This window comes from Polynucleobacter sp. es-MAR-4, assembly GCF_018882055.1.
GTDB lineage: Bacteria > Pseudomonadota > Gammaproteobacteria > Burkholderiales > Burkholderiaceae > Polynucleobacter.
Window position 1 is genome coordinate 639,167 of the sequence record NZ_JACVPF010000001.1, and the last position, 26,606, is coordinate 665,772.

Annotated in this window: 26 protein-coding genes; 9 read left to right on the top strand and 17 right to left on the bottom strand. The window is 45.5% G+C overall.

The window, feature by feature from the left end:
- Positions 1-39 precede the first annotated feature (39 nt).
- Together cysD and ICN16_RS03200 are read left to right on the top strand one after the other, a co-directional pair.
- On the top strand, positions 40-963 hold the full coding sequence (gene cysD / locus ICN16_RS03195) for a sulfate adenylyltransferase subunit CysD (protein WP_216133956.1): 924 nt from the start codon (positions 40-42) through the stop codon (positions 961-963).
- Positions 963-2,303, top strand: a complete 1,341-nt coding sequence (locus ICN16_RS03200; RefSeq protein WP_216133965.1) for a sulfate adenylyltransferase subunit 1 — start codon at positions 963-965, stop codon at positions 2,301-2,303. Before cysD ends, ICN16_RS03200 begins: the two co-directional genes overlap by 1 nt.
- 6 nt (positions 2,304-2,309) lie before the next feature.
- Here the strand turns inward: ICN16_RS03200 and ICN16_RS03205 are convergent, their stop codons facing one another.
- The 11 genes from ICN16_RS03205 to uvrB all read right to left on the bottom strand — a co-directional run bounded on the left by ICN16_RS03205 (position 2,310) and on the right by uvrB (position 12,759).
- Positions 2,310-3,302, bottom strand: a complete 993-nt coding sequence (locus ICN16_RS03205; RefSeq protein ID WP_370625598.1) for a YeiH family protein — start codon at positions 3,300-3,302, stop codon at positions 2,310-2,312.
- A gap of 229 nt (positions 3,303-3,531) precedes the next feature.
- On the bottom strand, positions 3,532-3,852 hold the full coding sequence (locus ICN16_RS03210) for a Rap1a/Tai family immunity protein (RefSeq protein WP_216133967.1): 321 nt from the start codon (positions 3,850-3,852) through the stop codon (positions 3,532-3,534).
- A 66-nt stretch (positions 3,853-3,918) separates the two neighbouring features.
- Positions 3,919-5,052, bottom strand: coding sequence for a DUF3300 domain-containing protein (locus ICN16_RS03215; RefSeq protein WP_216133969.1), 1,134 nt, complete (start codon positions 5,050-5,052; stop codon positions 3,919-3,921).
- A 49-nt stretch (positions 5,053-5,101) separates the two neighbouring features.
- Positions 5,102-5,440, bottom strand: coding sequence for an ISC system 2Fe-2S type ferredoxin (gene fdx / locus ICN16_RS03220; RefSeq protein WP_215301387.1), 339 nt, complete (start codon positions 5,438-5,440; stop codon positions 5,102-5,104).
- Between the two features lie 18 nt (positions 5,441-5,458).
- Positions 5,459-7,324 (bottom strand): Fe-S protein assembly chaperone HscA, encoded by a 1,866-nt coding sequence (hscA, locus tag ICN16_RS03225; protein ID WP_216133971.1) that lies wholly within the window; start codon positions 7,322-7,324, stop codon positions 5,459-5,461.
- A gap of 18 nt (positions 7,325-7,342) precedes the next feature.
- Positions 7,343-7,867 carry a Fe-S protein assembly co-chaperone HscB gene (gene hscB, locus ICN16_RS03230; RefSeq protein WP_370625599.1) on the bottom strand — a complete coding sequence of 175 codons (525 nt, stop codon included), beginning with the start codon at positions 7,865-7,867 and terminating at the stop codon, positions 7,343-7,345.
- Positions 7,848-8,171 (bottom strand): iron-sulfur cluster assembly protein IscA, encoded by a 324-nt coding sequence (gene iscA / locus ICN16_RS03235; RefSeq protein ID WP_015421521.1) that lies wholly within the window; start codon positions 8,169-8,171, stop codon positions 7,848-7,850. The genes hscB and iscA overlap by 20 nt, the downstream gene beginning before the upstream one ends.
- 19 nt (positions 8,172-8,190) lie before the next feature.
- Entirely contained in the window at positions 8,191-8,577 is a 387-nt protein-coding gene (iscU, locus tag ICN16_RS03240) for a Fe-S cluster assembly scaffold IscU (protein WP_215333536.1), read from the bottom strand.
- A gap of 50 nt (positions 8,578-8,627) precedes the next feature.
- The gene (locus tag ICN16_RS03245) at positions 8,628-9,887 is read right to left on the bottom strand and encodes an IscS subfamily cysteine desulfurase (protein WP_370625600.1); all 1,260 of its coding nucleotides are present in this window, start codon (positions 9,885-9,887) and stop codon (positions 8,628-8,630) included.
- A gap of 45 nt (positions 9,888-9,932) precedes the next feature.
- Positions 9,933-10,502: a Fe-S cluster assembly transcription factor gene (locus ICN16_RS03250; protein ID WP_216133975.1), complete on the bottom strand. Its 570-nt coding sequence runs from the start codon at positions 10,500-10,502 to the stop codon at positions 9,933-9,935.
- A gap of 103 nt (positions 10,503-10,605) precedes the next feature.
- The gene (gene uvrB, locus ICN16_RS03255; RefSeq protein ID WP_255533577.1) at positions 10,606-12,759 is read right to left on the bottom strand and encodes an excinuclease ABC subunit UvrB; all 2,154 of its coding nucleotides are present in this window, start codon (positions 12,757-12,759) and stop codon (positions 10,606-10,608) included.
- 171 nt (positions 12,760-12,930) lie between these two features.
- On the opposite strand from uvrB, the gene ICN16_RS03260 reads away from it, so the two are divergent.
- The 5 genes from ICN16_RS03260 to ICN16_RS03280 are packed head-to-tail and all read left to right on the top strand — an operon-like array spanning position 12,931 to position 17,292.
- The gene (locus ICN16_RS03260; protein ID WP_216133987.1) at positions 12,931-14,130 is read left to right on the top strand and encodes an amino acid aminotransferase; all 1,200 of its coding nucleotides are present in this window, start codon (positions 12,931-12,933) and stop codon (positions 14,128-14,130) included.
- Between the two features lie 42 nt (positions 14,131-14,172).
- Positions 14,173-15,471, top strand: a complete 1,299-nt coding sequence (locus ICN16_RS03265; RefSeq protein WP_216133989.1) for a polyhydroxyalkanoate depolymerase — start codon at positions 14,173-14,175, stop codon at positions 15,469-15,471.
- A gap of 54 nt (positions 15,472-15,525) precedes the next feature.
- The gene (rsxB, locus tag ICN16_RS03270) at positions 15,526-16,218 is read left to right on the top strand and encodes an electron transport complex subunit RsxB (RefSeq protein WP_216133992.1); all 693 of its coding nucleotides are present in this window, start codon (positions 15,526-15,528) and stop codon (positions 16,216-16,218) included.
- Positions 16,218-16,874 (top strand): endonuclease III, encoded by a 657-nt coding sequence (nth, locus tag ICN16_RS03275; protein ID WP_216135633.1) that lies wholly within the window; start codon positions 16,218-16,220, stop codon positions 16,872-16,874. The genes rsxB and nth overlap by 1 nt, the downstream gene beginning before the upstream one ends.
- Positions 16,867-17,292, top strand: coding sequence for a DUF1841 family protein (locus ICN16_RS03280; RefSeq protein ID WP_216135636.1), 426 nt, complete (start codon positions 16,867-16,869; stop codon positions 17,290-17,292). Before nth ends, ICN16_RS03280 begins: the two co-directional genes overlap by 8 nt.
- On the opposite strand, the gene ICN16_RS03285 is transcribed toward ICN16_RS03280, so the two are convergent.
- Both ICN16_RS03285 and ICN16_RS03290 read right to left on the bottom strand, forming a co-directional pair.
- Positions 17,289-18,164: a DMT family transporter gene (locus ICN16_RS03285; RefSeq protein ID WP_216133994.1), complete on the bottom strand. Its 876-nt coding sequence runs from the start codon at positions 18,162-18,164 to the stop codon at positions 17,289-17,291. The genes ICN16_RS03280 and ICN16_RS03285 overlap by 4 nt on opposite strands.
- A 53-nt stretch (positions 18,165-18,217) precedes the next feature.
- Positions 18,218-19,249 carry a 3-oxoacyl-[acyl-carrier-protein] synthase III C-terminal domain-containing protein gene (locus ICN16_RS03290; protein ID WP_216133996.1) on the bottom strand — a complete coding sequence of 344 codons (1,032 nt, stop codon included), beginning with the start codon at positions 19,247-19,249 and terminating at the stop codon, positions 18,218-18,220.
- Between the two features lie 178 nt (positions 19,250-19,427).
- On the opposite strand from ICN16_RS03290, the gene ICN16_RS03295 reads away from it, so the two are divergent.
- Positions 19,428-19,904, top strand: a complete 477-nt coding sequence (locus ICN16_RS03295) for a cupin domain-containing protein (protein ID WP_216133998.1) — start codon at positions 19,428-19,430, stop codon at positions 19,902-19,904.
- Between the two features lie 66 nt (positions 19,905-19,970).
- Here ICN16_RS03295 and ICN16_RS03300 read toward each other — a convergent pair whose 3' ends face one another.
- The 4 genes from ICN16_RS03300 to ICN16_RS03315 all read right to left on the bottom strand — a co-directional run bounded on the left by ICN16_RS03300 (position 19,971) and on the right by ICN16_RS03315 (position 24,798).
- A complete protein-coding gene (locus ICN16_RS03300; RefSeq protein WP_216134007.1) occupies positions 19,971-20,411 on the bottom strand; it encodes an HIT family protein in 441 nt (146 codons plus the stop codon).
- A gap of 104 nt (positions 20,412-20,515) precedes the next feature.
- Complete coding sequence (gene aceA / locus ICN16_RS03305; RefSeq protein WP_215348597.1) at positions 20,516-21,814, bottom strand: isocitrate lyase; 1,299 nt, start codon at positions 21,812-21,814, stop codon at positions 20,516-20,518.
- Between the two features lie 306 nt (positions 21,815-22,120).
- A complete protein-coding gene (locus ICN16_RS03310) occupies positions 22,121-22,582 on the bottom strand; it encodes a chemotaxis protein CheW (RefSeq protein ID WP_216134009.1) in 462 nt (153 codons plus the stop codon).
- 2 nt (positions 22,583-22,584) lie between these two features.
- Complete coding sequence (locus ICN16_RS03315; RefSeq protein WP_216134011.1) at positions 22,585-24,798, bottom strand: chemotaxis protein CheA; 2,214 nt, start codon at positions 24,796-24,798, stop codon at positions 22,585-22,587.
- Positions 24,799-24,946: 148 nt separating this feature from the next.
- Here ICN16_RS03315 and ICN16_RS03320 point away from each other — a divergent pair, with 148 nt between their 5' ends.
- A complete protein-coding gene (locus tag ICN16_RS03320; RefSeq protein ID WP_216134013.1) occupies positions 24,947-26,575 on the top strand; it encodes a methyl-accepting chemotaxis protein in 1,629 nt (542 codons plus the stop codon).
- Positions 26,576-26,606: the final 31 nt, after the last annotated feature.

Below are 26,606 nucleotides of genomic sequence, written 5' to 3' on the forward strand. Positions count from 1 at the left end.
TACTTCAGCAGTAAAACTTAGCAAAGAACGAATTACGAAATGCAAGAACGAAAATTATTAGATGATCATTTGGATTGGCTAGAAGCAGAGTCAATCTACATTATTCGTGAAGTAGTTGCTCAGTGCGCCAATCCTGCCATGCTGTTTTCAGGAGGCAAGGATTCGATTGTGATGTTTCACTTGGCCCGAAAAGCCTTTCAGTTTGGTGATCGCCCAGTAAAACTCCCCTTCCCAATTCTACATATTGATACCGGACATAATTACCCAGAAGTCATCGCTTATCGTGATGCGGTGGTTAAAAATACTGGTGTAAAACTCATTGTGGGTCATGTTGAAGACTCCATCAAAAAAGGCACTGTACGTCTCCGCAAGGAAACCGATTCACGCAATGCTGCTCAAGCCGTAACCCTACTTGAAGCTATTGCCGAATATGAATTCGATGCCCTTATGGGTGGCGCACGCCGTGATGAAGAAAAAGCCCGAGCTAAAGAACGCATCTTCTCCTTCCGTGATGAATTCGGCCAATGGGATCCTAAGGCACAACGTCCAGAGCTCTGGAACCTTTACAACGCACGTATTTCAAAAGGAGAAAATATGCGCGTATTCCCCATCTCCAATTGGACCGAGCTTGATATCTGGCAATACATTGCGCGCGAGAAATTAGAGCTTCCAAGCATTTACTACACACATGAACGTGAAGTAGTTCGAAAGAATAGTCTCTTAGTTCCCGTTACTAACATCACCCCTAAAGCGCCTGGTGATGTGAGCGAAGTATTGAGCGTGCGTTTTCGCACTGTTGGTGATATCAGCTGCACTTGCCCAGTTCTCAGTACTGCCGCTACGCCAATTGACATCATTGCCGAAACCGCCATTACTGAAATTACAGAACGCGGCGCAACGCGCATGGACGATCAAACCAATGAGGCCTCGATGGAGCGCCGCAAGAAAGAAGGTTACTTCTGATGACTACGAACCAAACTCAAAATCAAAATGTGGTCCGCTTCATCACCGCCGGTAGCGTAGATGATGGTAAGAGCACCCTAATTGGTCGATTGCTATATGACACCAAGTCCATCTTAGTTGATCAGCTTGAGTCTTTATCGAAAACTAAGCATGCCCGTGTGACTTCATCAGATGCAGGCGTTGATTTGGCACTACTCACTGATGGTCTTGAAGCTGAGCGTGAACAAGGCATCACCATCGATGTAGCTTATCGCTATTTCTCGACACCAAAGCGTAAGTTTATCGTAGCCGATGCCCCTGGACATGAGCAATACACCCGTAATTTAGTCACAGGAGCATCTCAATCTGATGTGGCAGTGATTTTGGTTGATGCAACCCGTGTTGATCTCAGCACCAATCCTGCCACCTTATTGGCGCAAACTAAACGTCATGCAGCCATCGTTCATTTACTTGGCCTGCGTCACGTTGTCTTTGCCGTTAACAAAATGGATTTACTTAACTTTGATGAGAAAGTGTTCAATACCATCAAGGCATCGATTGAAGACTTATGCAGCAAGATTGACTTACCTGCACCTACATTAATTCCGATGTCGGCTTTATTGGGTGCAAACGTTGTCACTGCTAGTAAAGAGACGCCTTGGTACAAGGGCCCTACATTACTTCAGTGGCTAGAAAGCCTAGATACAAGCCCTCAGTCTGAAAAGACTGGATTACGCTTTCCAGTGCAATATGTTGCTCGTCAGGATGGCAGTGCTTCCGATGACTTCCGCGGCTATCTAGGTCAAATTGAATCTGGCAGCGTTCGAGTTGGTCAAAAAATTAAAGTCCTTCCAGAAAATCGCGAAGCAACTGTTTCGAAGATCTACTTAGGCAATCGTTTAAATCACGAAAATACCAACAATGAAGTAGAGTCCGCCAAAACTGGTGAGGCTGTAGCAATTGGCCTGACTGAGGATATCGATGTTTCTAGAGGTTGCTTATTTATCAGCGCTGAAGATCTCAATCCACCGACACTCAGCAAGCAGATATCTGCTGATCTCTGCTGGCTAGATAGTGAGCCACTGTCATTAAGTCGTAAATATGCCTTGCGCCACACCACTAATACGATTGGCGCAAAGGTTAAAGAAATTCAACAAGTGTTAGATGTGCAAACACTGTCTCACGCTCTTGAAACGCACCCTCTTAATGCCAATGAAATAGGTCGCGTAGATTTTGTTCTGCAAAAGCCCATTGTTTCTGACTTATTTAATCAATCACAACGAACTGGCGCATTTATACTAATTGATGAAGCCACAAACCATACAGTTGCAGCCGGAATGATTCGAGCGGCCATTGCCTAGTTCAACTTAGGTCATTTTGAGAATAAAGATTAGTCCGATGGCGGCAATAAATATAGTCTCAACGACCAACATTACCACCGGCTGCCATCCCAACTTCGCTAATTCTTGAAAATTGGTTTTTAGCCCGGCGGCGGCAATAGCAATTACCAGCATCCAACGAGATAAGTCGCCAATAGAATGGGTTACGGAACCGGGCAAAATCTGCATGGATGCAACAACTGATAAGGCAACAAATCCCAATAAGAATGTCGGTATTAGCCGTAAACTGCCCCAACCCAATCGCTGAGATGATTTTTCAGCACCAAAGAAAATAGAAATAAATAAAACAACGGGCAATAGCAATGCAACACGGAATAGCTTCACAACCGTGGCTACATCACCTGCCTCAGGGCCAAATAACATACCAGCAGCAACTACCTGTGCGACATCATGAATTGTGGCCCCCAAAAAAATACCCGCAGGTAAAGCAGTGATATTGAGTAACTGCAATGCAAAGGGGTACACGACCATTGCGATTGTTGAGAGAACGGTTACACCCACCACGACAAGCAAAGTAAATCGTTCATTCTCTTTTGTTTTAGGAAGAACGGAGGCCACCGCTAAAGCAGCAGAAGCCCCACAAATACCCACGGAACCACCTGCAATCAAGCCAAAGTCCGGCGACAGCTTCAATAGTTTGGCAAGAAAAAATCCAAGGACTACCGTAGCACCGACGGAAAATATCACCATTAAGCCGGTATTCAATCCTATTGCACCAATATCTGCAAAGGTTATTCGAATACCCAAGAACGCAACACCTAAACGTAAAACTGTTTTTGCGCAGAAATCGATTCCCGGTTTTACTGTCTCATTAAGATAGAGGAAGTGGAGTGCCAAACCAATCAGCAAGGCATACAACAACTGAGGCCCACCATAATTCTCAGAAAGAAAACTGGTTGACATGGCGATGACCAAGCAAACCATCAGGCCAGGGAAATAATTTTTGATTAGCTTAAACATTGATAGCTAAATTCTAATTCGCTACTCCCTTAGGAAAATTGCCGACCGTCAAGATACAAAGAAAAACCACCCCGCAGGGTGGTTTGAAAGAAAATCTATGGAGGTATTACTAAAGAATGAACAACAACTTCATACTATTCCCACAGCCCCTCTCTCAATTATTGCTTTGCCTGCTTTAAGTGCGTCATGCTCTAAATTGGTGCAAATAGAGTGGATGGCGCTTCTAGCCCTACTTGCAGGGGTACTTAGTTTCGAAGAATCGAACTAAAGTCTTGGCTGCGCGCTCTTGGTTGAATTGGGGGTTAGCCTGATTCCAAGCTAAAAACTCCTGCAGAATGGCTTCTCTTGTACTGGAATCAGATGAAAAACAAATGCTTGGTTTTAATTTTGGATTGCGACTTGCCAGGTAAGCCTGATAAACGCCCTCACCAAACCCAAAGCAAAAGTTTTGCCCATCAATGTCATCTAGGTTCTTACACAGATCAACCAAAGCTGCGGTAGATGCATCCCCTTTTGGCAAATTAGCGTGAGAAAATGCATTTGACTGCATGAGCAAAATTGCGCTCAATAAGCATAGGGTACTTTTAAATAATCTCATCTCTTAGCTCTCTATCTATTAGCGCCTAAATCCACCCATACGACCACCACCAAAACCACCACGGCCGCCAAATCGATCATCATTCATTCGGTCGTAACGCGCTTGATCTCGCATCGCATTTTCTTGAGCAGCCTCACGATAGGCATTTGGATTTGCCTTATCTTGCTGATAATCGTTGCGAGCTTTTTGGTTTAAGCGATTAGCTTGGGTACGCTCTTGTGGAGTGGCATCCTTCTGAAAAGCGCTATCAGCACGTTGGCCTGCGGATCTCGCAGCCTGCCTCTCTTGAGGGGTGGCATTGTTTTTCCAATCATTGAGAAGCCGCTGCTGATTCTGAATGCTACTGGGGCCAATTAAGCCTCTGTTAGAACGTCCAGAATTATTACTGCCATTAATACCGCCATTATTGTTGACATTGATCGTGCCGTTAGACCAGCTAGGCGTTGACCAAAATGCATCACCAACCGCTAAACCAACTCCAAAAGACATCATTCCCCAAGCAGGGTTATAGGCAGGATATGGAGGATAGTCCGGGTATGGCCACGGTCCATAAACTACTGCTGGACTGTAACTTGGTACATAAACAACCTGGGTATTAGCAGGTGCAATCAAAATATTAGAATCTGCATCCGTACTCACTGTGATTTGCTGATTGGTTTTGAGGCTGCCGGCCTGCATAGCGCGCTTACGCAAAACCTGCACAGCCTTCATGACATCGCCCGGCTGTAATTTATAAGCGTTCCCGAGATTCTGAGTCCACTGCAGCTTACTGCCCATCATGTCAAATGCTTGGGGGAAGGAGATGAGAGACTTGACACTATCGTTCCAAGATTGAGCCTTCAGGGCATCTTGCAATGCAGCTCCACTCAGATTGGAATTCGTTCTGCGCCAGTTATAAGCCTCTGCCACTTCCAGCGGATAGGTGGAAGCCAAGAACATCAGGGATAAAAGGGAATCTGGGTACAGCGCTATTGGAGAAACCAATGACTGCAATTGCGCAGAAGAAATTAGTTGCGGAGATGCGCTATAGCCATCACTTTGCGCATAAGCCTGGGGGTAGGCAGAATTTTGATAGGGGTCACTATTATTTGAGCAAGCACTTAATAAAGTCGCCAAACCAATGAAGTAGCATGCCTTATATTGAATATTCATACGCCCGTTAATCCTCTAAGATTTCTAGAGTTTAATACCGAGTTTGAATTTAGTGATTTTCTTTTGCGTGGTTAATTGAATACTTCGGAATTTCAATAACCAGATCCTGGCGAGCAACAATAGCCTGGCAAGATAAGCGCGACTGAGGATTGAGTCCCCATGCGCGATCCAATAAATCCTCTTCATTCTCATCCGGCTCATTGAGACTCTGATAGCCCTCTTTCACAATCACGTGACAAGTAGTGCAAGCGCAAACCATATCGCAAGCATGCTCAATTGGAATATTGTTTTCCAGTAAAGCCTCACAAATAGAAGTACCAGGCGTTACTTCAACTACAGCGCCTTCTGGGCAATATTCACTATGAGGTAGAACAACGATCTGAGTCATCTTGGTAATTTTCTTTGATTAAATTTCTGCTACGTTCTTGCCAGCTAAGGCCTTCTGAATACTTGAGTTCATGCGCTTCTGGGCAAACTCATCAGTAGCTTTAGCTGCATGATCAACTGCTTTTCTGAGAATATCGCTATCTTTTTCTTCTGTGAGAATCTTTTGCAAAGTAGCCATCTCTTGATCCACGGCATCCTGCTCCTGAGGGCTCAACAATCCACGGTCAGAATTTAATGCAGTTTGTACAGCATCCAATAGTCGCTGCGCATTGACCTGCTCTTCACGCAAAGATCTCGCTAAGAGATCTACCTTGGCGGAAGCAAAACCGTCTTGCAGCATGCGAGCAATCTCAGCATCAGTCAAACCATAAGACGGCTTAATATCAATCGAGGCTTGAACTCCTGAGCCCTGCTCCATTGCACTGACCGATAGCAGGCCATCAGCATCTACTTGGAATGTCACACGAATGCGGGCAGCGCCAGCAGCCATAGGTGGAATACCGCGCAACTCAAACTTACCCAAAGAGCGGCAATCTTGTGCTAACTCACGTTCGCCCTGCACTACCTGAATAGCTAAAGCCGTTTGACCATCTTTAAAGGTCGTGAAATCCTGGGCACGCGCTACTGGAATGGGCGTATTACGCGCAATAATTTTTTCCACTAAACCACCCATAGTTTCAATACCGAGAGAAAGTGGAATGACATCCAATAAGAGCCACTCATCATCTTTGCTTTGATTGCCGGCAAGTAAGTCGGCCTGCATAGCCGCACCCAGTGCGACAACTTGATCTGGATTGAGGTTATTTAAAGGCTTAGTGCCAAAGAGTTCACCAACGGCACGCTGAACATGAGGCATACGAGTTGCGCCGCCCACCATGACAACGCCTTTAACTTCATCCGCTTTGAGGCCCGCATCGCGCAAGGCTTTCTTTACTGCTGTGAGTGTTTTGCTAATTAGGTTCTGAGTGATTTCAAAGAACTGCGCCTGACTAATGCCGACGTTCACAACGGTGCCATCGGTGAGTGTTTCATGAACACGGGCTAATGGGTTATGACTTAATTGCTCTTTTGCATGCTTACAAGAGAGTAGGAGCTTACGATGATCCTGAATCGAGAGCGGTGGAAGTTTGGCTTGCTCGATCACCCAGCAATACAGGCGATGATCAAAGTCATCACCACCCAAAGCAGAATCGCCGCCAGTCGAGAGCACTTCAAATACCCCCCTACTCATACGCAGGATAGAGATATCAAATGTGCCGCCACCTAAGTCGTAAACAGCGTAGATACCTTCAGAGGCATTATCAAGGCCATAGGCAATGGCAGCTGCTGTTGGCTCATTCAACAAACGCAAGACTTCGATACCAGCCAACTTGGCAGCATCTTTCGTTGCTTGACGTTGAGCATCATCAAAATAGGCTGGCACAGTAATCACCGCGCCAACGATGTCATCATTTACCGAGTCTTCAGCTAACTGACGTAAACGCGCCAGAATTTCTGCAGAAACTTCGATGGGGCTCTTATCACCAGCCACCGTGCGTAACTTCAACATTCCAGGCTCATCAACAAAGTCGTATGGCGCACTCTCAATGTTTTCTACATCGATAATGCCGCGACCCATAAAGCGCTTTACAGAGACAATCGTGTTCTTTGGGTCGGAAACAATGCTTTCAATGGCCTCAAAACCAGCTTGCGTTCTGCCATTTGGGAGATAACGCACAACCGAGGGAAGCAATTCTCGACCTTCTGAATCTGGGAGAACCTTAGGCAAGGCATCACGCACAATAGCCACTAAGGAGTTGGTAGTGCCCAGATCAATACCCACTGCAATTCGACGCTGATGTGGAGCGAGTGATTTACCGGGTTCGGAGATTTGTAATAAGGCCATGGGGACTAGAGTGTAAAGCTATACCAAGGCTGAGATAGCGTCATCTAGCTCAAGCGCAAACTTATCTATAAAGAGTAGGCCTCTGAGCAACTCAGCAGCGCGCTCATAGTTCTTGGCGCCATCAATGGCTTGTGTAATTTCCACTAAGGTATCGCGTTTGGACTGATCAACCTCTTCAGCCAAGGCCTCCAGAGCGCCAAGATCTTCATCTTGATCTTCCAGACTCTCGCGCCATTCCATTTGCTTCATGAGAAAAGCAGCCGGCATGGCGGTATTAGTTTCTAGACGGGCATCTACCCCGTGGAGCTGGCAAAGATAGAGTCCGCGCTGAATGGGGTTCTTAAGGGTTTGAAAAGCGGTATTAGCCAAGGTAGCCATTTGCATGGCTAGCCTTTGCTCGGTATCACTACCCCGGGCATGGCGATCGGGATGCACTTCTTTCTGAATTGCTAGATAAGCCTGATCTAACGCAGACAAATCAAGATTGAATTGCTGCTCTAAACCAAAGAAGCGAAAGTAATCGTCAGACGCGGAAGGATTCACCACAACCACACTCGTCTTTTACATTTGGATTTTGGAACTTAAAGCCCTCATTCAGGCCTTCGCGCACAAAATCCAATTCAGTACCATCTAAATAGGCCAAGCTCTTAGGGTCAACGAAGATGGTGATGCCATTAGACTCAAACTGAGTATCTTCAGGCGCAGCCTCATCCACATATTCCAGTTGATAAGCTAATCCAGAACAACCAGTCGTGCGAACACCTAAGCGCAAGCCACAACCTTTGCCGCGCTTATCTAAATTGCGCTGAACATGTTTTGCTGCTTTGTCGGTTAAGGTAATTGCCATGATGAAAGCCTCTTTATCTTTACTTGGCTGGATGCTTTTCTTTGTAATCAGCCACTGCCGCCTTAATGGCATCTTCAGCCAAGATAGAACAGTGAATTTTTACAGGGGGCAAAGCCAGCTCTTCAGCAATCAGGGAATTCTTAATCTCTAAAGCTTGATCCAGAGTTTTTCCTTTAACCCACTCGGTTACCAGGGAAGAAGACGCAATTGCAGAGCCACAACCATAGGTCTTGAACTTAGCATCTTCAATCACGCCTTGATCGTTCACACGAATTTGCAACTTCATAACGTCGCCGCAAGCAGGTGCGCCAACCATTCCAGTACCAACCTGGTCATCGCCCTTTTCGAAAGAGCCTACGTTGCGGGGGTTCTCATAATGATCAATTACTTTGTCGCTATATGCCATGGCATTTCCTCGTTATATCTTTTATCTTGCTTAACTATGTACAAGGCCGCTTAGTGCGCCGCCCACTGAATGGTACTAAGATCAATACCATCTTTAAACATTTCCCAAAGTGGTGAGAGTTCGCGCAACTTAGCAATCTTCTCTTTCACCAACTTGATTGTGAAATCCACTTCTTCTTCGGTAGTAAAACGACCTAAGGTAAAACGAATTGAACTATGAGCCAATTCATCATTGCGGCCAAGCGCACGCAATACATAAGAAGGCTCCAGGGAGGCCGAAGTACATGCAGAGCCAGAAGAGATAGCCAGATCCTTCAATGCCATCAACATCGACTCGCCTTCAACATAATTAAAACTAATGTTGAGGTTGTGCGGAACACGGTGATCCATATCGCCATTGACATAGACCTCTTCGATATCTTTCAAGCCAGTCAGCAAGCGATCACGCAACGCACGAATACGCTTATTTTCTTCAGCCATCTCAACCCGAGCGATACGGAAAGCTTCGCCCATGCCTACGATTTGATGCACAGCTAAAGTGCCTGAACGCATACCGCGCTCATGACCACCACCATGAATCTGAGCCTCAATACGGATACGAGGCTTACGACGTACAAATAACGCACCAATACCTTTTGGACCATAGGATTTATGTGCGGAGAAACTCATTAAATCGACTTTGGTTTTTTCTAAATCAATTTCTACCTTACCAGTCGCTTGCGCAGCATCTACGTGGAAAATCACGCCACGGGAACGACATAACTCACCGATGCGAGGGATATCTTGCACTACACCAATCTCGTTATTCACATACATTACTGAAGCCAAGATCGTGCCAGGCTTCATTGCTGCTTCAAGTTGCGCGAAATCAATTAAGCCATCTGGCAAAACATCTAAATAAGTAACTTCAAAGCCTTCGCGCTCGAGCTCCCGACAAGTGTCTAAGGTCGCCTTGTGCTCAGTCTTCACGGTAATGATGTGATTGCCGCGCTCTTTATAAAAGTGGGCGGCACCCTTCAGCGCCAAGTTAATACTTTCAGTGGCTCCACTAGTAAATACGATCTCTCTTGGATCAGCATGAACTAGCTGAGCAACTTCTGAACGCGCCCATTCAACCGCCTCTTCCGCAGCCCAACCATAAGCATGACTGCGAGATGCCGCGTTACCAAACTGCTCACGCAAATAAGGCAACATCTTGTCCACTACACGTGGATCAATCGGCGTAGTAGCTGAATAGTCCATGTACACCGGGAAGTGTTTTGGACTAAACATCGGTACTGGCTGCTGAGGAATGTCTTGTGGTGCGTTCATTTTTTACTTATCAATTAATTGGTTTAAAAAAGTAAATCTTTGAGATTAACTTTGTCTAGCCAGGTTAAAAACAGAATTCACTAGAGGCTGTTTCGGAGCGGCCTCTTTTGCTGCTGTAACGGCTGCTGCCGGCTTATCAGCCTTGACGCTATCCGCCTTCAATTTCTTAGGGCGCAAATCGTGCAATACGATTCCACGCCCAGCTTGTTGTTGCACTAAGTCACGCAAGGATACGGAGCTCAGGTACTCAACCATCTTGGCGTTCAGATTCGACCACAGGTCATGCGTCATACAACGGCCATGATTTTCTTCATCGCTATGGCAATTTCCTTTGCCGCCACATTGGGTTGCATCCAATGGCTCGTCCACAGCCACAATGATGTCGGCTACGCTAATTTCTTCTGACTTACGCGCCAGGGTGTATCCACCGCCGGGGCCTCGAGTGCTCTCAACAATATTGAAGCGGCGTAATTTGCCGAACAACTGCTCCAAGTAAGACAGGGAAATCTTTTGTCTTTGGCTAATTCCAGCCAAAGTTACGGGCCCATGGGTTTCCCGGAGGGCTAAATCGATCATTGCGGTTACTGCAAAACGGCCTTTGGTTGTAAGTCTCATATGTCACCTTGGTAATGGATTGTTATGGACAGCTAACAGTCGGGCGGGTAATACCCGACCATTCCACTCAACTTTACCATATACCCCACTAATCTGCTCAGGATTAAACAGCATCCCTGGAACGGGCGCCAAAGGCCATTTCCTTAACCTTAGTAAGGCGATCGCGGGTGGCCGCAGCCTTTTCGAACTCCAAATTCTTAGCTTCGGAGTTCATTTGCTTCTCCAGGCGCTTAATTTCGCCCGCTAGATCCTTCTCACTCATATCTTCATAGCGAGCCCGCTCCTGCTCCACCTGCATCTCAGAGCGCTTCTCCTGGACGTCATAGACCCCATCAATAATGTCTTTAATGCGCTTTTGGACGCCGCGTGGCTCAATTCCATTCGCCTTATTGAAAGCAATTTGCTTGGTTCGGCGGCGCTCGGTCTCCCCCATCGCCCGCTTCATGGAGTCAGTAATCCTGTCAGCGTACAGAATGGCCTTACCTTTGATATTCCGCGCTGCCCTACCGATTGTTTGAATCAAACTCCGCTCAGAACGCAAGAAGCCCTCTTTATCCGCATCCAAAATAGCAACTAGTGAGACCTCTGGAATATCCAAGCCTTCACGTAATAAATTAATACCCACCAATACATCAAAGACACCCAATCGTAAGTCGCGTAAAATTTCTACACGCTCTACAGTGTCGATGTCTGAGTGCACGTAACGCACTTTCACACCGTTATCCGATAAGTAATCAGTCAACTGCTCAGCCATTCGTTTTGTGAGCACCGTTACCAAGACACGCTCATGTACTTTGACGCGCTCATGAATCTGATTCAATAGATCATCCACTTGTGTGCTTGCTGGCAATACTTCAATTTCTGGATCAACCAATCCTGTTGGTCTAGCCACCTGCTCCACCACTTGTCCGGTATGCGTGTTTTCGTAATCGGCTGGTGTTGCAGAAACAAATACGGTTTGACGCATCTTCGTTTCGAACTCTGTGAACTTGAGAGGTCGGTTATCCATTGCTGACGGCAAACGGAAACCAAACTCCACCAAAGTATGTTTACGAGACTTATCACCGTTGTACATGGCATTAAGCTGCCCAATGAGAACATGGCTCTCATCCAAGAACATCAAAGCATCATTTGGCAGATAGTCCACCAAGGTAGGCGGCGCCTCACCAGGCATAGCGCCGGAGAGGTGGCGAGAGTAGTTCTCAATGCCTTTACAGAAGCCCAGCTCGTTAAGCATCTCTAGATCAAAGCGAGTACGCTGCTCTAAGCGTTGCGCTTCAACCAGCTTACCGTCCTTAACAAATTCATCTAGGCGAATACGCAACTCCGCCTTAATTGTTTCAATCGCTTTAAGAACGGTATCGCGTGGTGTGACGTAGTGAGAACTTGGGTAGACCGTAAAGCGTGGAATTTTCTGGCGAATTTTTCCGGTGAGCGGATCAAAGAATTGCAAACTCTCAATAACATCATCAAAGAGCTCAACGCGCACCGCCAATTCGTTATGCTCAGCAGGGAAGATATCAATCGTATCGCCTCGCACTCGAAAAACACCACGCTTGAAATCAGTTTCGTTGCGGTCGTATTGCATCGCAATTAGGCGCATCAAAATATCGCGCTGACTCATCTTGTCACCCGGACGCAAAGTCATCACCATGCTGTGATAGTCACCTGGATTACCGATACCGTAAATTGCAGAGACAGTTGCAACGATGATCACATCACGTCGCTCCAGCAAACTCTTAGTAGCAGACAATCGCATTTGCTCAATGTGCTCATTGATTGACGAATCTTTTTCAATAAACAAATCGCGCGTCGGCACATAGGCCTCGGGCTGGTAGTAGTCGTAGTAACTAACAAAATACTCAACTGCATTCTTTGGGAAAAACTCCCGAAACTCGCTATAAAGCTGAGCAGCCAAGGTCTTATTAGGAGCAAAAATGATGGCAGGACGCCCAGTTCGAGCAATCACATTGGCCATGGTGAAGGTTTTACCCGAGCCCGTAACCCCTAAAAGGGTCTGAAAGGTCAATCCATCTTCTATTCCAGCCACTAGAGCGTCAATTGCAGCCGGCTGATCCCCTGCCGGCGGGAAGGGCTGATAGAGCTGAAATGGCGAATCTGGGAAGGAAACGAACTTAGCTGGATCTAGGTCATGACCTACCTCACCCAAAGGATCGGCCACGGGGCTTTTCTTGCTTTCAGCAACTTTGGAATTTGAGGAAGTTTTAGGCAACTTAGGGGGCATCTCAGCTATCATTTCACCTGTGACTTTTAGTTCACAGAGAATTTTGTACAAACAATGATTTTGCCGTTTTTATTTAGAAATAGTTGAATCTAGCCTCAAAAACAGCCATTTAAAGTAAATTTAACTGAATTTAACGGCAATTAACCCTGCAATACCTTATTAACAACCCTTTTCGACCCTCAAATGAACCTTTTTAACTCAGTCCAACTAGCCCCTAAAGACCCTATTTTTGGCCTCACAGAAGCCTATGTCGCCGATCAACGTGCAGACAAGGTCAACTTAGGTGTAGGTGTGTATTACACGGACGAAGGTAAGGTACCTCTTTTGAAGGCCGTTATCAAAGCTGAAGAGGCAATTGTTGCAAAGCATTCTCCTCGTAGCTACATTCCAATCGAAGGTCCAAACCCCTATAACAGTGCAGTTCAAAACTTGTTATTTGGTGCTGACTCCTCCCTCATTAAAGATGGTCGCGTTGTTACTGCTGAGTGCCTTGGTGGAACTGGTGCATTGCGCGTTGGCGCGGACTTTATTAAGCGCCTCAACTTGAATGCGCCTTGCGCAATTAGCAACCCTACATGGGAAAACCATCGCGGCATTTTTGAATCTGCTGGATTTGAAGTGGTTGAGTACACCTACTTTGATGGCAAGACCCGTGGCGTTGATTTTGATGGCATGGTGAAATCTTTAGAGTCTTTCCCAAAGTTCACCACTGTTCTGCTGCACGCTTGCTGCCATAACCCAACTGGTGCAGACATTACTGAAGCTCAATGGCGTCAAGTAATCGCTATCTGTAAAGCAAAAGAATTGATTCCATTCTTGGATATGGCTTACCAAGGCTTTGCTGCTGGTATTGAGCAAGACGGCATTGCAGTACGTCTGTTCGCTGAATCTGGAATGTCTTTCTTTGTATCCAGCTCTTTCTCCAAATCGTTCTCACTCTACGGTGAGCGTGTTGGTGCTTTGTCTATCGTGACTCAGAGCAAAGATGAATCTACTCGCGTGCTCTCCCAATTGAAGCGCGTGATTCGCACAAACTATTCAAATCCTCCTACTCATGGTGCTGCAATTGCAGCTGCAGTTCTAAATTCACCAGAACTCAGAAAGCTTTGGGAAGATGAATTAGCCGAGATGCGTGATCGTATTAAAGCAATGCGTCAAGGACTTGTACAAAAACTCGCTGCTGCTGGCGTAAAGCAAGACTTTGCTTTTATTGAAGCGCAGCGCGGCATGTTCTCTTACTCAGGTTTAAGTGCTGAGCAAGTAGAGCGTTTACAGAAGGAAGATGGCATTTATGCCCTTTCCACAGGCCGTATTTGTGTCGCCGCCCTCAATACTAAAAATATTGATAAGGTAGCTAAAGCAATAGCCCGCGTATTGGCGTAATAACGTGTAATAAGCGGTTACACTGAATTATCAGGAGGCAACATGCTATATCAGTTACATGAATTTCAAAAAGCTCTACTTCAACCAGTAAGCTCATGGGCTCGAGCAGCATCCGAAGCATTTATTAATGCTTCAAACCCCGCGTCCAAGGTTCCAGGTTCAGATCGTTTGGCTGCTAGCTATGAGCTTTTATACCGCTTAGGAAAAAACTATAAAAAACCAGAGTTTGGTATCCGCTCAGTGCAAGCGCACGGTCGCGAAGTAGCGATTCATGAAAGAACAATTGTCGCAAAGCCATTCTGCAACCTGATTCGTTTCAAACGCTTCTCCGATGATTTGGATGTCATTAAGAAGCTCAAAGATGATCCAGCAGTACTAGTTGTTGCTCCGCTTTCTGGGCATCACTCCACTTTGTTGCGTGATACTGTTCGCACCCTATTGCAAGACCACAAGGTTTACATTACCGACTGGATCGATGCACGCATTGTTCCAGCTGATGCAGGTGATTTTGGTCTCGATGACTACGTTCACTATGTGCAAGATTTCATTCGCACCATTGGTGCCGAGAACTTACATGTGATCTCCGTTTGCCAACCAACAGTTCCAACATTAGGCGCAATCTCATTGATGGCCTCAGCTGGTGAAAAGACGCCAGCCTCCATGATCATGATGGGCGGCCCAATTGATGCACGTAAGTCTCCAACTGCTGTAAATAATTTGGCTGATCAAAAATCCTATGACTGGTTTGAAAGCCACGTCATTTACAAGGTCCCGCCAAGCTATCCAGGGGCTGGGCGCAAGGTATATCCAGGCTTCTTGCAGCACACGGGCTTTATCGCCATGAACCCTCAGAACCACTTGCAGTCACATTGGGATTATTTCCAAAACTTGGTGCGTGGAGACGAGCAAGATGCGGAAGCGCATATTCGCTTCTATGATGAGTACAACGCAGTTCTCGATATGGATGCTAAGTTTTACTTGGACACTATCAAGACTGTGTTCCAGGACTATTCACTGCCAAATGGCACTTGGGAAGTTGCGGGCGAATTAGTTAAACCGCAGGATATTAAGAAAACTGCCCTCCTCACTGTTGAGGGTGAGCTGGATGATATTTCTGGTAGCGGACAAACCCGCTCAGCACATGCTTTGTGTGCCGGCATTCCAAAAGCTTCCAAAGACCATTATGAAGTTGCTGGTGCTGGTCACTACGGCATCTTCTCTGGTCGTCGTTGGCGCGAAAAGGTGTATCCAAAAATTAAGTCATTTATTCGTGAGCATCAAGGTGTTCAGAAGAAAACAAAAGCTCGACCCCCAAAGCTGGGATCTAAGAAAGCTGCATAAACCAGCGGCGCGACTTTCGGGTCGCGCTTCTAGTTTCAGGGCACCCTAATTGCAATGAACATTCAACAGACGAAAGAACTTGCCAATCGTCTCGAGGACGCGCTTCCTCAAACCCAATGCACCAAATGTGGCTACCCAGATTGCCGAGCTTATGCAGAAGCAATGGCAACGGGTGATGTATTACCTAATCGCTGCCCGCCTGGGGGTATAGAGGGTATTCAAAGGCTTAGCGATATCCTCAAGCCCACCTTCCCCAAAGATGCTTTTGAACTGCATCCCAAGATTGATCCTGAATGTGGGTTGGAGCGCCCTAGGCCAGTTGCATTTATCGATCCTAATACTTGTATTGGTTGCACCCTGTGTATTCAAGCTTGTCCTGTGGATGCGATTGTGGGCGCCTCAAAACAAATGCATGTAGTCTTGAGTGATTGGTGCACTGGTTGCGATCTATGTATTCCGCCCTGCCCCGTAGACTGCATCACCATGATTGATGTCACCGGCAATGAAACTGGTTGGGATGCCTGGTCCCCAGAATTAGCACAACTCGCACGCTCACGATATGAAGCGCGTGATGCCCGACTGGATCGCGAGCAACGCGACAATGATGAGCGGCTAGCAAAGAAAGCTGCGGCTAAATTGGCATCAGTTAATGCAGAAAGTCCAGACTCAGAAGAAGCTATCAAAGAACAAGAGAGAAAGCGTGCCATCATTGCCGCTGCCATTGCGAGAGCTCAGCAGAAAACATGATGAATCTTGAAAAGCGCCAAACCTTCTTTGAGTTGCTCAGGGAAAATAATCCCCACCCAGAAACAGAACTGGAATACAGCTCCCCATTTGAGCTACTGATTGCTGTTCTATTGTCTGCACAAGCAACTGATATTTCTGTAAATAAGGGCACTCGGCAGCTATTTAAGATTGCCAACACGCCTCAGGCGCTCCTAAATCTGGGTGAGGAAGGGGTTAAGCCTTTCATTCAGCACATCGGCTTGTTTAACTCTAAAGGCAGGCATATACAAGAGACTTGTCGATTACTGATAGATAAACATGGCGGTGAAGTACCCCAAAATCGCGAAGAATTAGAGGCGCTTCCAGGTGTCGGCAGAAAAACTGCGAACGTCATCCTCAACACCGCTTTTGGCCAACCCACTATGGCTGTTGATACCCATATCTTTAGAGTCTCCAATCGTACCGGCTTGGCGCCAGGCAAGGATGTTGTAAAGGTAGAGGAGCAATTACTCAAACGCGTGCCAAAAGAGTTTTTGATGGATGCGCATCATTGGCTTATTCTGCACGGCAGATATACCTGCAAAGCACGTAATCCGGATTGCGAGCAATGCATTGTTGAACCACTGTGTGAGTTCAAACAAAAAACTGGCAAAGGAAAAGTTCGTGGCAATATTTAATCCAACCCGTGAAGAAGTGCGTCGCTTTTTTTGCGATACCTGGAAGAAGAAAACTGACAATCAAATTCTGACACCAATGGAAATGATTGCTAGCGACTGGATGCTTGAACACCCGGAATATCACTCCTTACTCGCCGATCCAGAAGGTGCTGTTGCGCAAGACTACACACCAGAGCGCGGTGAGACCAACCCCTTCTTGCACCTCTCAATGCACCTATCGATTAGCGAACAAATCTCCATTGATCAACCACCAGGAATCAAAGAGATCTCGGAAACCTTAGCTAAGAAGCTAGGATCCAAACATGAGGCACAGCACGCCATGATGGAATGCCTAGGGCAAGTAATGTGGGAAGCGCAGAGAGAAGGTCAACCATTAAGCCCTGAGAAATATTTAGAGGCCTTGCAGCGCTTGAATTAGGTGCTGCGCTTTACCAGCATCCGCTTACTCAAAATGACGGTTGAGACGACCAGAAAAGCGAATACCATATTCATGGCCGTAAGATGATCGCCCAAAAAGAAGCTTGAGGCTAATAGCGTGCAAAAAGGTTGAATCAGCTGAACTTGACTGACCCTCGCAATGCCACCGATTGCAAGTCCCTCATACCAGAAGAAAAAGCCTAAATACATTGGGAATAAGCTCAGGTATACAAAACTAGTCCAAGCAATGACATCTGCATTCAAGTACGAAGAAGAGAATGTGAAATAAGTCATAACCAGGTTGATGGGCAATGAAATCACCAAAGCCCAAGAAATCACGGTGCGAGGATTCATTTTTCTGGATAGCTCGCCACCTTCTACATAACCAATACATGCGCAGATCCCGCCAAGCACTAAGAGGCCATCGATGTAGGTAAAACTGCCGGAACCTTTAAGAAACGCATACGTTATTACCAAGCCAGCGCCTAGCATCGATACCAACCAGAAACCAATGGAGGGGCGCTCTTTAAAGCGAATCACTCCGATCACAGTAGTAGCCAAAGGCATCATCCCCAAAATAACAGCACCATGGGAAGAAGATCCATCTTGCATAGCTACAGTAGTAAAGATCGGAAATCCAAATACAACCCCCAGCGCTATAACGGCAAACTTCACTAAGTCTGTTTTGCTGGGGAGCGGCTCCTGCTTGTATGAGAGATAGGCTAATGCCACTAAGCCGGCTAAAGCAGCCCTACCAAACGCAATGAAATAGGGATTGAAAGTGACAACAGTAATTTTGCTTATGGGTAAAGTTAGACTAAAAATCAGAATGCCAATGAAGCCAATCAGCATTCCTTTGGATTCTTTATTCACCCGCAGATTTTTCCATAATGAAAGACTTCAGTAGCATCACAATGATTAAGCAATTAGCACCGAATAACACTGGCCGACCATGAAAATCCCAGGCCACTGGCGGCCAAGATTGCTAACTTGCCTTCAGGCAATAAACCCTCACGATGCGCTTTTGCCATCGTAAACAGACAATCCGCAGGGCCAATATGGCCAAACTCCCCCATAGTGATGTACGTATGATCCTCGGGCACTCCAATGCCCTCCATAATATGAATTCGCAAAGAATTCTTAATCTGATTCATTAGTACATATTCAATTTCTGAGGCAGTGTGCCCTGAGCGCTCAAGCGCTTTATTCATGACGCTCAGATACTCTTTTAAATAGATTTGATTCACCAACTTTGCAAATGCATCCTCATCCACCCTAGAGTAGGTCTTTTCCCATTCATTGAAGCCCGGCTTAATTGGTAATCGAGTTCCTCCTGCATCGACTCTCAGCAAATCACCTAAATCACCATCCGTATGCTCAGCAAAACTTAACAGTTGGTAGCGCGGATGATTTCTTTTCAGAACCACCGCAGCAGCGCCATCACCAAAATAGAGAATAGGTCGGCACTCTGGAATCTTGGAGGAAACCACCCGCGTCAATGTATCAGCACAAATAACTAGCGCATGATTAATTGATGAGTCTCTTTCCATCAATCCCATCGCTACGTTACATGCTAAATTTCCGCCAGCACAACCATTTCTGACTTCAAAGGCATAAGCATGATGGCAACCCAGCTCGCGAACCACAGCGCTCGATGGGCACCAAAAACGATAGTCATAATCTCCGGCAGATACAAAAATAATGAGATCAACGTCCTTGCCATCAAGTCCAGCATCTTCAAGCGCATCCTTGGCGGCGGCTAACCCCATAGTGAACGGATGCTCTTCCTCATTTGCCTTATGAATATGAGTAAAACCAATCCCTTCTGTTAATTTTTCTACGGGAATATTGGCATCACGCGCCAATTCTTCTGCTGAGATCCGCGTCTCAGGAGCGTAAGTACCAAACCCAGAGATTCCAGCTACAACTGAACCAGGGCAATTTGAAGATGTATTCATTGGTTTATAGAATAACTGGTAAGGGTTTTCGAATGATGCAAATAGATGAAACTGATTCAACCCGGAAATAAGGGACTAGAAACAGTGGGAGCTTGATTGAATCTAATCTACCGCTTGCGGTTTAAAATTCTCTCCATCATAATTGGTTTTTTCATAATGAACTCAATAGGAAGCCTGTATGAATATGTTTAAATTATTAACAAATAAACTGATTATCTCTTCAAGCTTTATATTGATTGCTGCATCTGCAAATGCGGTTAATCATGTTGATGGGAAAACAGCCTACGAGGATATTACCGCGACTGCAATTCCTATGATTGGAGCCAATAAAACAATTATTGGACAAGAATTTAAATTTCCATCTGGCGCACCTCTCATCAAGGCTTTCAATATTGAAATTGCTCCAGGCAAGAAAACTGATATTCATCAACATCTTGTGCCGCTCTATGTCTATGTAGTATCCGGCGAGCTCGAAGTAGATTACGGCTCCAAAGGAAAAAAGGTTATTCCTGCTGGTAGTTCATACGTTGAGGCAATAAATTGGTGCCACTATGGAAAATCATCTGGAAAAGGGCCAGTTTCTGTAATAGGAGTTTATTTGGGCCAAGAAAAACCTGACCAAATCAAGCCAGAGACCTGCGATAAATTACAGTAAAAGCTTTTAAAGGTGGGTGTCAAGATTTGATTTCTTGGACTCACCATTTAGCTACCCTCATTTAAATTAAGCAAGGAATGAAATAGCGCTGCGTATTGCAGTGGGTAATGTTTGCGCTAAAAGCTTACGCTCTTCCAGCCTACCTGCATCAGTTTTTTGAATTTTTTCAGACCAAACCGATCCCGGAAAGAATGCATCATCCTTGTATCTCGGGATGACATGCCAATGAATATGCGGAACCATATTGCCCAAGGCGGCAATATTGACCTTATCTGGGTGCATTACATGACGTACCGCCCCCTCTACTGCAAATACTAAAGCCATCAGATGCTCACGCTCGCCATAGGTCAGGTCGGTCATTTCTGCGACATGGTGATTCCAAATAACACGGCAAAACCCAGGTAGGTCGGGATCGTTCACAAGAATGATTCGGCAGTCATCTCCTCGCCAGATCAATTGGCCCTCTTCAGGCTTAAGCTCTTCTTTACAAAGTATGCAGTTAGTCATGTGAAGAATGTAAACGAAAACGGCATCTAAGTCACCCTTGTGGGGTAATTTAGATGCCGCGACAGTAAGGATATTACTGCTGCTACGAACTACTTAGGGATTTCTTAGTGGAACTGCTCTTCTTCTGTAGAACCAGTCAATGCCGTTACTGAAGATTTACCACCTTGAATCACAGTAGTAACATCGTCGAAGTAACCAGTACCAACTTCTTGCTGATGCGATACGAATGTGTAACCACGATCACGAGCAGCGAATTCTGGTTCTTGTACTTTCTCGATGTAAGCAGTCATGCCACGCTGCATGTAGTCTTGAGCTAAGTCGAACATGTTGTACCACATAGAGTGAATACCAGCCAATGTGATGAACTGATACTTGTAGCCCATTGCACCCAATTCGCGCTGGAACTTCGCAATCGTTGCGTCATCCAAGTTCTTCTTCCAGTTGAAAGATGGTGAGCAGTTGTAGGCCAACATCTTGCCTGGGAACTTCGCGCGAATTGCTTCAGCGAACTGACGAGCAAACTCGAGGTCAGGTGTACCTGTTTCACACCAAACCATGTCAGCATAAGCAGCGTATGCCAAGCCACGTGAGATCGCTTGATCCAAGCCCTTACGTGTTTTGTAGAAGCCTTCAGCTGTGCGCTCGCCTGTCAAGAATGGCTTGTCGTTTGCATCATAGTCAGATGTCAACAAGTCAGCGGCTTCAGCATCAGTACGAGCCAAGATGATAGTTGGAACACCCATTACGTCAGCAGCCAAACGCGCAGAGATTAATTTTTGAACAGATTCAGTAGTAGGCAACAATACTTTGCCACCTAAGTGACCACACTTCTTAACAGAAGACAATTGATCTTCAAAGTGAACGCCAGCAGCGCCCTGCTTGATCAAGGCTTTGCTTAATTCAAATGCATTTAATACGCCACCGAAACCAGCTTCAGCATCAGCAACGATTGGAGCGAAATATTCGATATAACCAGCGTCGCCCTTGTTGATACCTTTGGCAGTTTGGATTTCATCAGCACGTTGGAATGAGTTATTGATACGCTCAACCATCTTAGGAACTGAGTCAACTGGATACAAAGATTGATCCGGATACATCGCTGCGTATGAGTTACCGTCAGCAGCAACTTGCCAACCTGACAAGTAGATAGCTTGAACACCCGCTTTAACTTGTTGCATTGCTTGACCACCAGTCAAGGCACCTAAACAGTTAACGTAAGCTTCGTTATTAACCAATTCCCAAAGACGCTCTGCGCCATGCTTAGCCAATGTGTGCTCAATCTTCAATGAGCCACGAAGACGAATAACGTCCTCAGCCGTGTAACCACGAGTAATACCTTTCCAGCGCGGATTGGTATCCCAGTCTTTTTGTAGTGCTGCGATTTCTGCTTTGCGATCTGCCATGTTTTTCTCCCTAAGTTAAACAAGTACTTCAAATATTTAGACATTCAAGTCTTATGTCTTATATAAGAGTTTAAGCATCCAAGAAAAGCATGCAAGAACTATTTCAGCATTTACTAAAAATAATTAATTGAATTAATTCAATAACTTAAATTGATATTTTTACATTATGAAATAATGAATCAAGGGGCGAGATACGACCCAAGTGAGAATCTTGCACCGCATTTTGCGTACGGGAATGTCTTTTCATATTATGAAAAGAATGGCAGCCAATTAATCCGCTGGTCGCGAGTTCGAATCTAGCCCGACCTACCTTTGGACTAATGACCCAAGAGGAATGACCCCATGAGGATGTTGAGCGTTACGAGAAATGGCCTTCGTATCTAAAATAATAAGCAGGCTGTTGGGTAATTTAAACGCCCCTTCGATAGCTTCTTGGAACTGCCCAGATAAATGGGTTGGCGGCAATACCAACTCCTGAATATGAAAACCCATAATGTCCCCAATGGAGTCAACCATGAGGGCAATATGATTTTCCTGCACTTTTAAAATGATGCTGAAAGAGTTGCAAGTTGAATCAGGGATATCAAGATAGGCCCCCATATCTACAGCAGGCATCAACAATCCGCGTAAATTGAGTATTCCACGAATCATTTTTGGACTGCCCGGCACCTTGGTGTATCCCAAATTACGATTAACCTCAATCAACTCTTCGGCAGGTACGCCCAAAGTGTAAGACCCAACATGAAAAACTAAAAATGAACGTTCCATGATTAACTAGGCAGATATACATCGATGACTTGAGGATATTCATTGGATTCCTCCTGAATATTGTGCATGATGAGCACCTCCTCTAGATCCAATACATTAATCACCTGATCGTTATAAATGATGCATCCATTTAAACCCCTTTGAGGGGTCGACAATTCATGTAACTTTGCAGGAACTTCAATAATGTCGGTCACTTGCTTCACTACCAATCCATATAAGCGGTCTCGATACTGGCATGTAAGCACTGGTGCTCCCGCATTTTGTACCTGAGCCTCTCTGAGGCCTCCACTTACATATTTATCTAGACGCACCAAATCCATCAGTTGCTCATTGAAATACACCACTTCACGGTTACCGTTTTGTTGAATCTTTTCAGAATCCAATTTGATAATGTGGTCAATCGCATCCAATGGCAGAGCAATTTTATGCAGTCCCGCTATTTCGAACAGTAGGACCGAAATCATCTCTACAACCGGTGCCACATAACGCTCTTCCTGCCTGAGTGGATTAGCCTGCAGGCGCTCAATCAGGCCAGACTGTCGCGCAATTCCATCAATATCCAAGATCAATGCAACCTCCCCATTGCCCATGATGGTGGCGCCCGCAAAATTAGACATATCCCTGAGCAAATCACCCAAAGGTTTAATCACAATATCCTGAATATTCAAAACTTCTTCGACAACCAGACCAAAGAGCGTGCCATTAAAATTGAGCACTGCGATAAATAACTTTTGCTTGGGCTTGAGAGGAGTAGAAGCTAAATTTAGTTGCTCATTCAAAAATAACAAAGGAATGAGCTTATCCCTCAACCTGAAAGTAGGCGTCCCGTAGAAATCTTCAATTCCATTGTTAGGCTCATTTGGAGTAAAGCGCACTAACTCTAAAATACGATTTTGAGGGATCAAAAAGATTTCATCAGCACATCTGACAAATAGCGTTGGCAAGATGGCTAAGGTAAGTGGAATCTTTAATTTGACATGTGTACCCTCATCAGGAACGCTCGTAATCTCAATGCTGCCGCCAATATTCTCAATATTGTTCTTGACCACATCCATGCCAACCCCCCTTCCGGAAAGGTTGGAAACCGTTTCACGTGTCGAGAATCCTGGCAAGAAAATCAAATCAATTAGTTCTTTGTGGCCGAGGGTGTGGGCTTTTTCAACGCTAATCAACCCGCGAGAGATGGCACGCTGTCTAACACGCTCATAATCTATACCAGCGCCATCATCAATAACTTCTATTATCACCGTTCCATTTTGATGGGCGGCACGAAGCACTAAATAGGCTAACTCAGACTTCCCCTTTTCGAGACGCATCTCTGGAGACTCAATGCTGTGGTCGATACTATTTCGGATTAAGTGAACCAAGGGATCTCGAATACTATCCAATAAGATTCGATCCAATTCAGTCTCTGCACCCTCTTGCAAAAGACGTACCTTCTTACCGCATTCAGCCGCAACATCTCGCACTAGACGCGGAAATTTATCCCAAATATGAAAAATTGGTTGCATTCGCATTTTCATCATGCGCTCCTGCAACTCTAGAGTCAGAAGGTCAATACTGCGAACTGCGCTAGTAAAGAGCTTATCGGAAGATTGCTGAGAAAACGGCAGTAGTCGATTGCGAGCCAGCACCATCTCACTAGCAATATTCATTAACTTATCCAGCACCTCTGGATTGACCTTGACGGGAACCACAACTTCTTGCCCAGAAATGCCAGAAACAGCGATTTCAGTAGACTCTAGGACCTCTACAGACTCCTCCCGTACTGTCGCGTCCGGCAACTTGACCTCAACATCAGGGGCACTCATCTCAGCTGGACTGATCCTTTCGGCCTGAGATAAGCCTAATAATGCATTGATGAGCTCTTGGTCGTCACCTGCAGGCTCGACATGGCTCGCCTCTACACCATCAATAATTTGCCGCAGAATGTCATTCATCTCCAAGAGACGAGTGGATTTGTCAAAATCAAGCTCCACTTGACCGGCACGAATCTTGCCCAGCAAGCTTTCTCCCGCATGGGACAGCTTCTCCAGCCTCTTTAAAGAAAAGAAGCCGCTACTACCCTTTAGGGTGTGTAAACCGCGAAAAATATTTCCAACGAGAGCTTGTTCGCTAGGATCTTCCTCCAGACGTACAAAATCCACATCTAATCGATCAATGATCTCCCGCGCTTCCAGGATAAATTCAGCAAGGATTTCGTCGTGATTTTCCATGTAGGCTAATAGTAATGGACATTTAATTGGGCGGGCGGATAGAATGTGGGCTAATGAGATATTAGCCTATATTAGGCAATAATCTAACAAGCAAGCACCACCCAATAGCCTGACTTAAGCATGAACCTTCTACAGGAAGCCCTACCGAATGTTTCGCACCCTTTTAGACAACTTCGACAGACGATCAACCGTCAAAACCAAACTTGTAGCGAGCTTTGGTCTAATTCTATTTTTTACACTCATTGTTGGCGGCATCTCGATTTACAGCTACAACGTGATGGGCAAAAGTGCTGATTGGTTATATGTACAAGGCGCCAAAGGAATTGAGGATTCCAAGCAATTACAAATTGAGGCTATTGCACTAGATATAGAACTCAATCACTTATTGCTATCCTCCACCCTTGCAAATAAATCTGAAGGTCAAGTATTACGTGAGCAGTCTCTAGGCAATATTGAAAAGCTAAAAGAAAGCTTAAGAACGACAATCAAACGTGTTGACGAAAATATCATTCGCTCCAAAACAAGAATTGAATTTAATGAGCTCGTTGAAGACTTTGATATTTATTTAGTAGCTATTGAGCAAATTGCCCTTCTCGAAAAGAGCGCGCCATCTACCGCTACTACTATGTATTTTGGTGAAAAGTTTCAAGGCTTTAAACCACGTATTAATAAGAATTTACAAGACTTTGTAGATGCTAAATTAGAGAGCGCCAGCCTATTTCATCAAGAAGCAGAAGCGGCGAAACATTACGCAATTATCTATACGCTTGTCACTATCGCGATCTCAATATTACTCAGCATTCTGATTGGTATTCGCTTCAGACAGTCGATTATTGATCCTTTGCATAAAACTAAAGAAGCCCTGAATGATTTGGCTGGTTCCCGTCTAAACACCACCATTGAAGGTCTGGATTACGCTGGCGTTGTTGGCCAAATTGCGCAGTCAGCCCAAACACTTCAAAACAATCTGCGTGGCGCCATCCAGGAAATTAGCAATAATGCATTAATGATTAGCGCCTCCTCTGAAGAATTGGCAGTAGTAAGTGCGCAACTCAATGCCAATGCTGAAGAGACATCTTCTCAAGCCAATGAAGTAGCGCAATCATCCGATATCGTGAGTCAAAATACGCAATCTGTTGCTACCTCTGCAGAAGAATTCAGCACAAGCATCCGCGAGATTTCCATTAATGCAATGGAGGCATCACGGGTCGCCAATCAGGCAGTCACTATTGCAAATAGCACAAATCAGCAAATGTCCAAGCTGAGCAGTAGCAGTATTCAAATTGGTGAGGTAGTCGCAGTCATTGCCGACATTGCAGAGCAGACCAATCTTCTAGCCTTAAATGCCACTATTGAAGCTGCACGTGCTGGTGAATTAGGTAAAGGCTTTGCTGTAGTAGCAAATGAAGTTAAAGAATTGGCGCGCTCTACCGCTAAAGCAACTAACGAAATTGGCCAGTCAATTGACGCTATCCAAGCTGACGCAAAGGGAGCTATTGAATCCATTGCAGAGATTACACTCATCATCAATAAGATCGATGACATCTCCAGCGTTATCGCTACTGCAGTTGAGGAGCAGGCCGCTACGGTTGGCGAGATATCGCGAAATATCTCTACTTCTGCAGGTAGTTCAGCGAGAATTACAGAAACGGTTGAAGCCGTTGCTATTGCCTCTCGTGGAATCTCCTCGGGATCTTCTGAAATTCAAAACTCATCCGCTGAATTGGCTCGAGTCGCTGCCAAACTTAAAGAGTTGGTATCTAAATTTGAGTGCTAAGCAATCTTAACAGTTAGTAAAAAGGCATCCA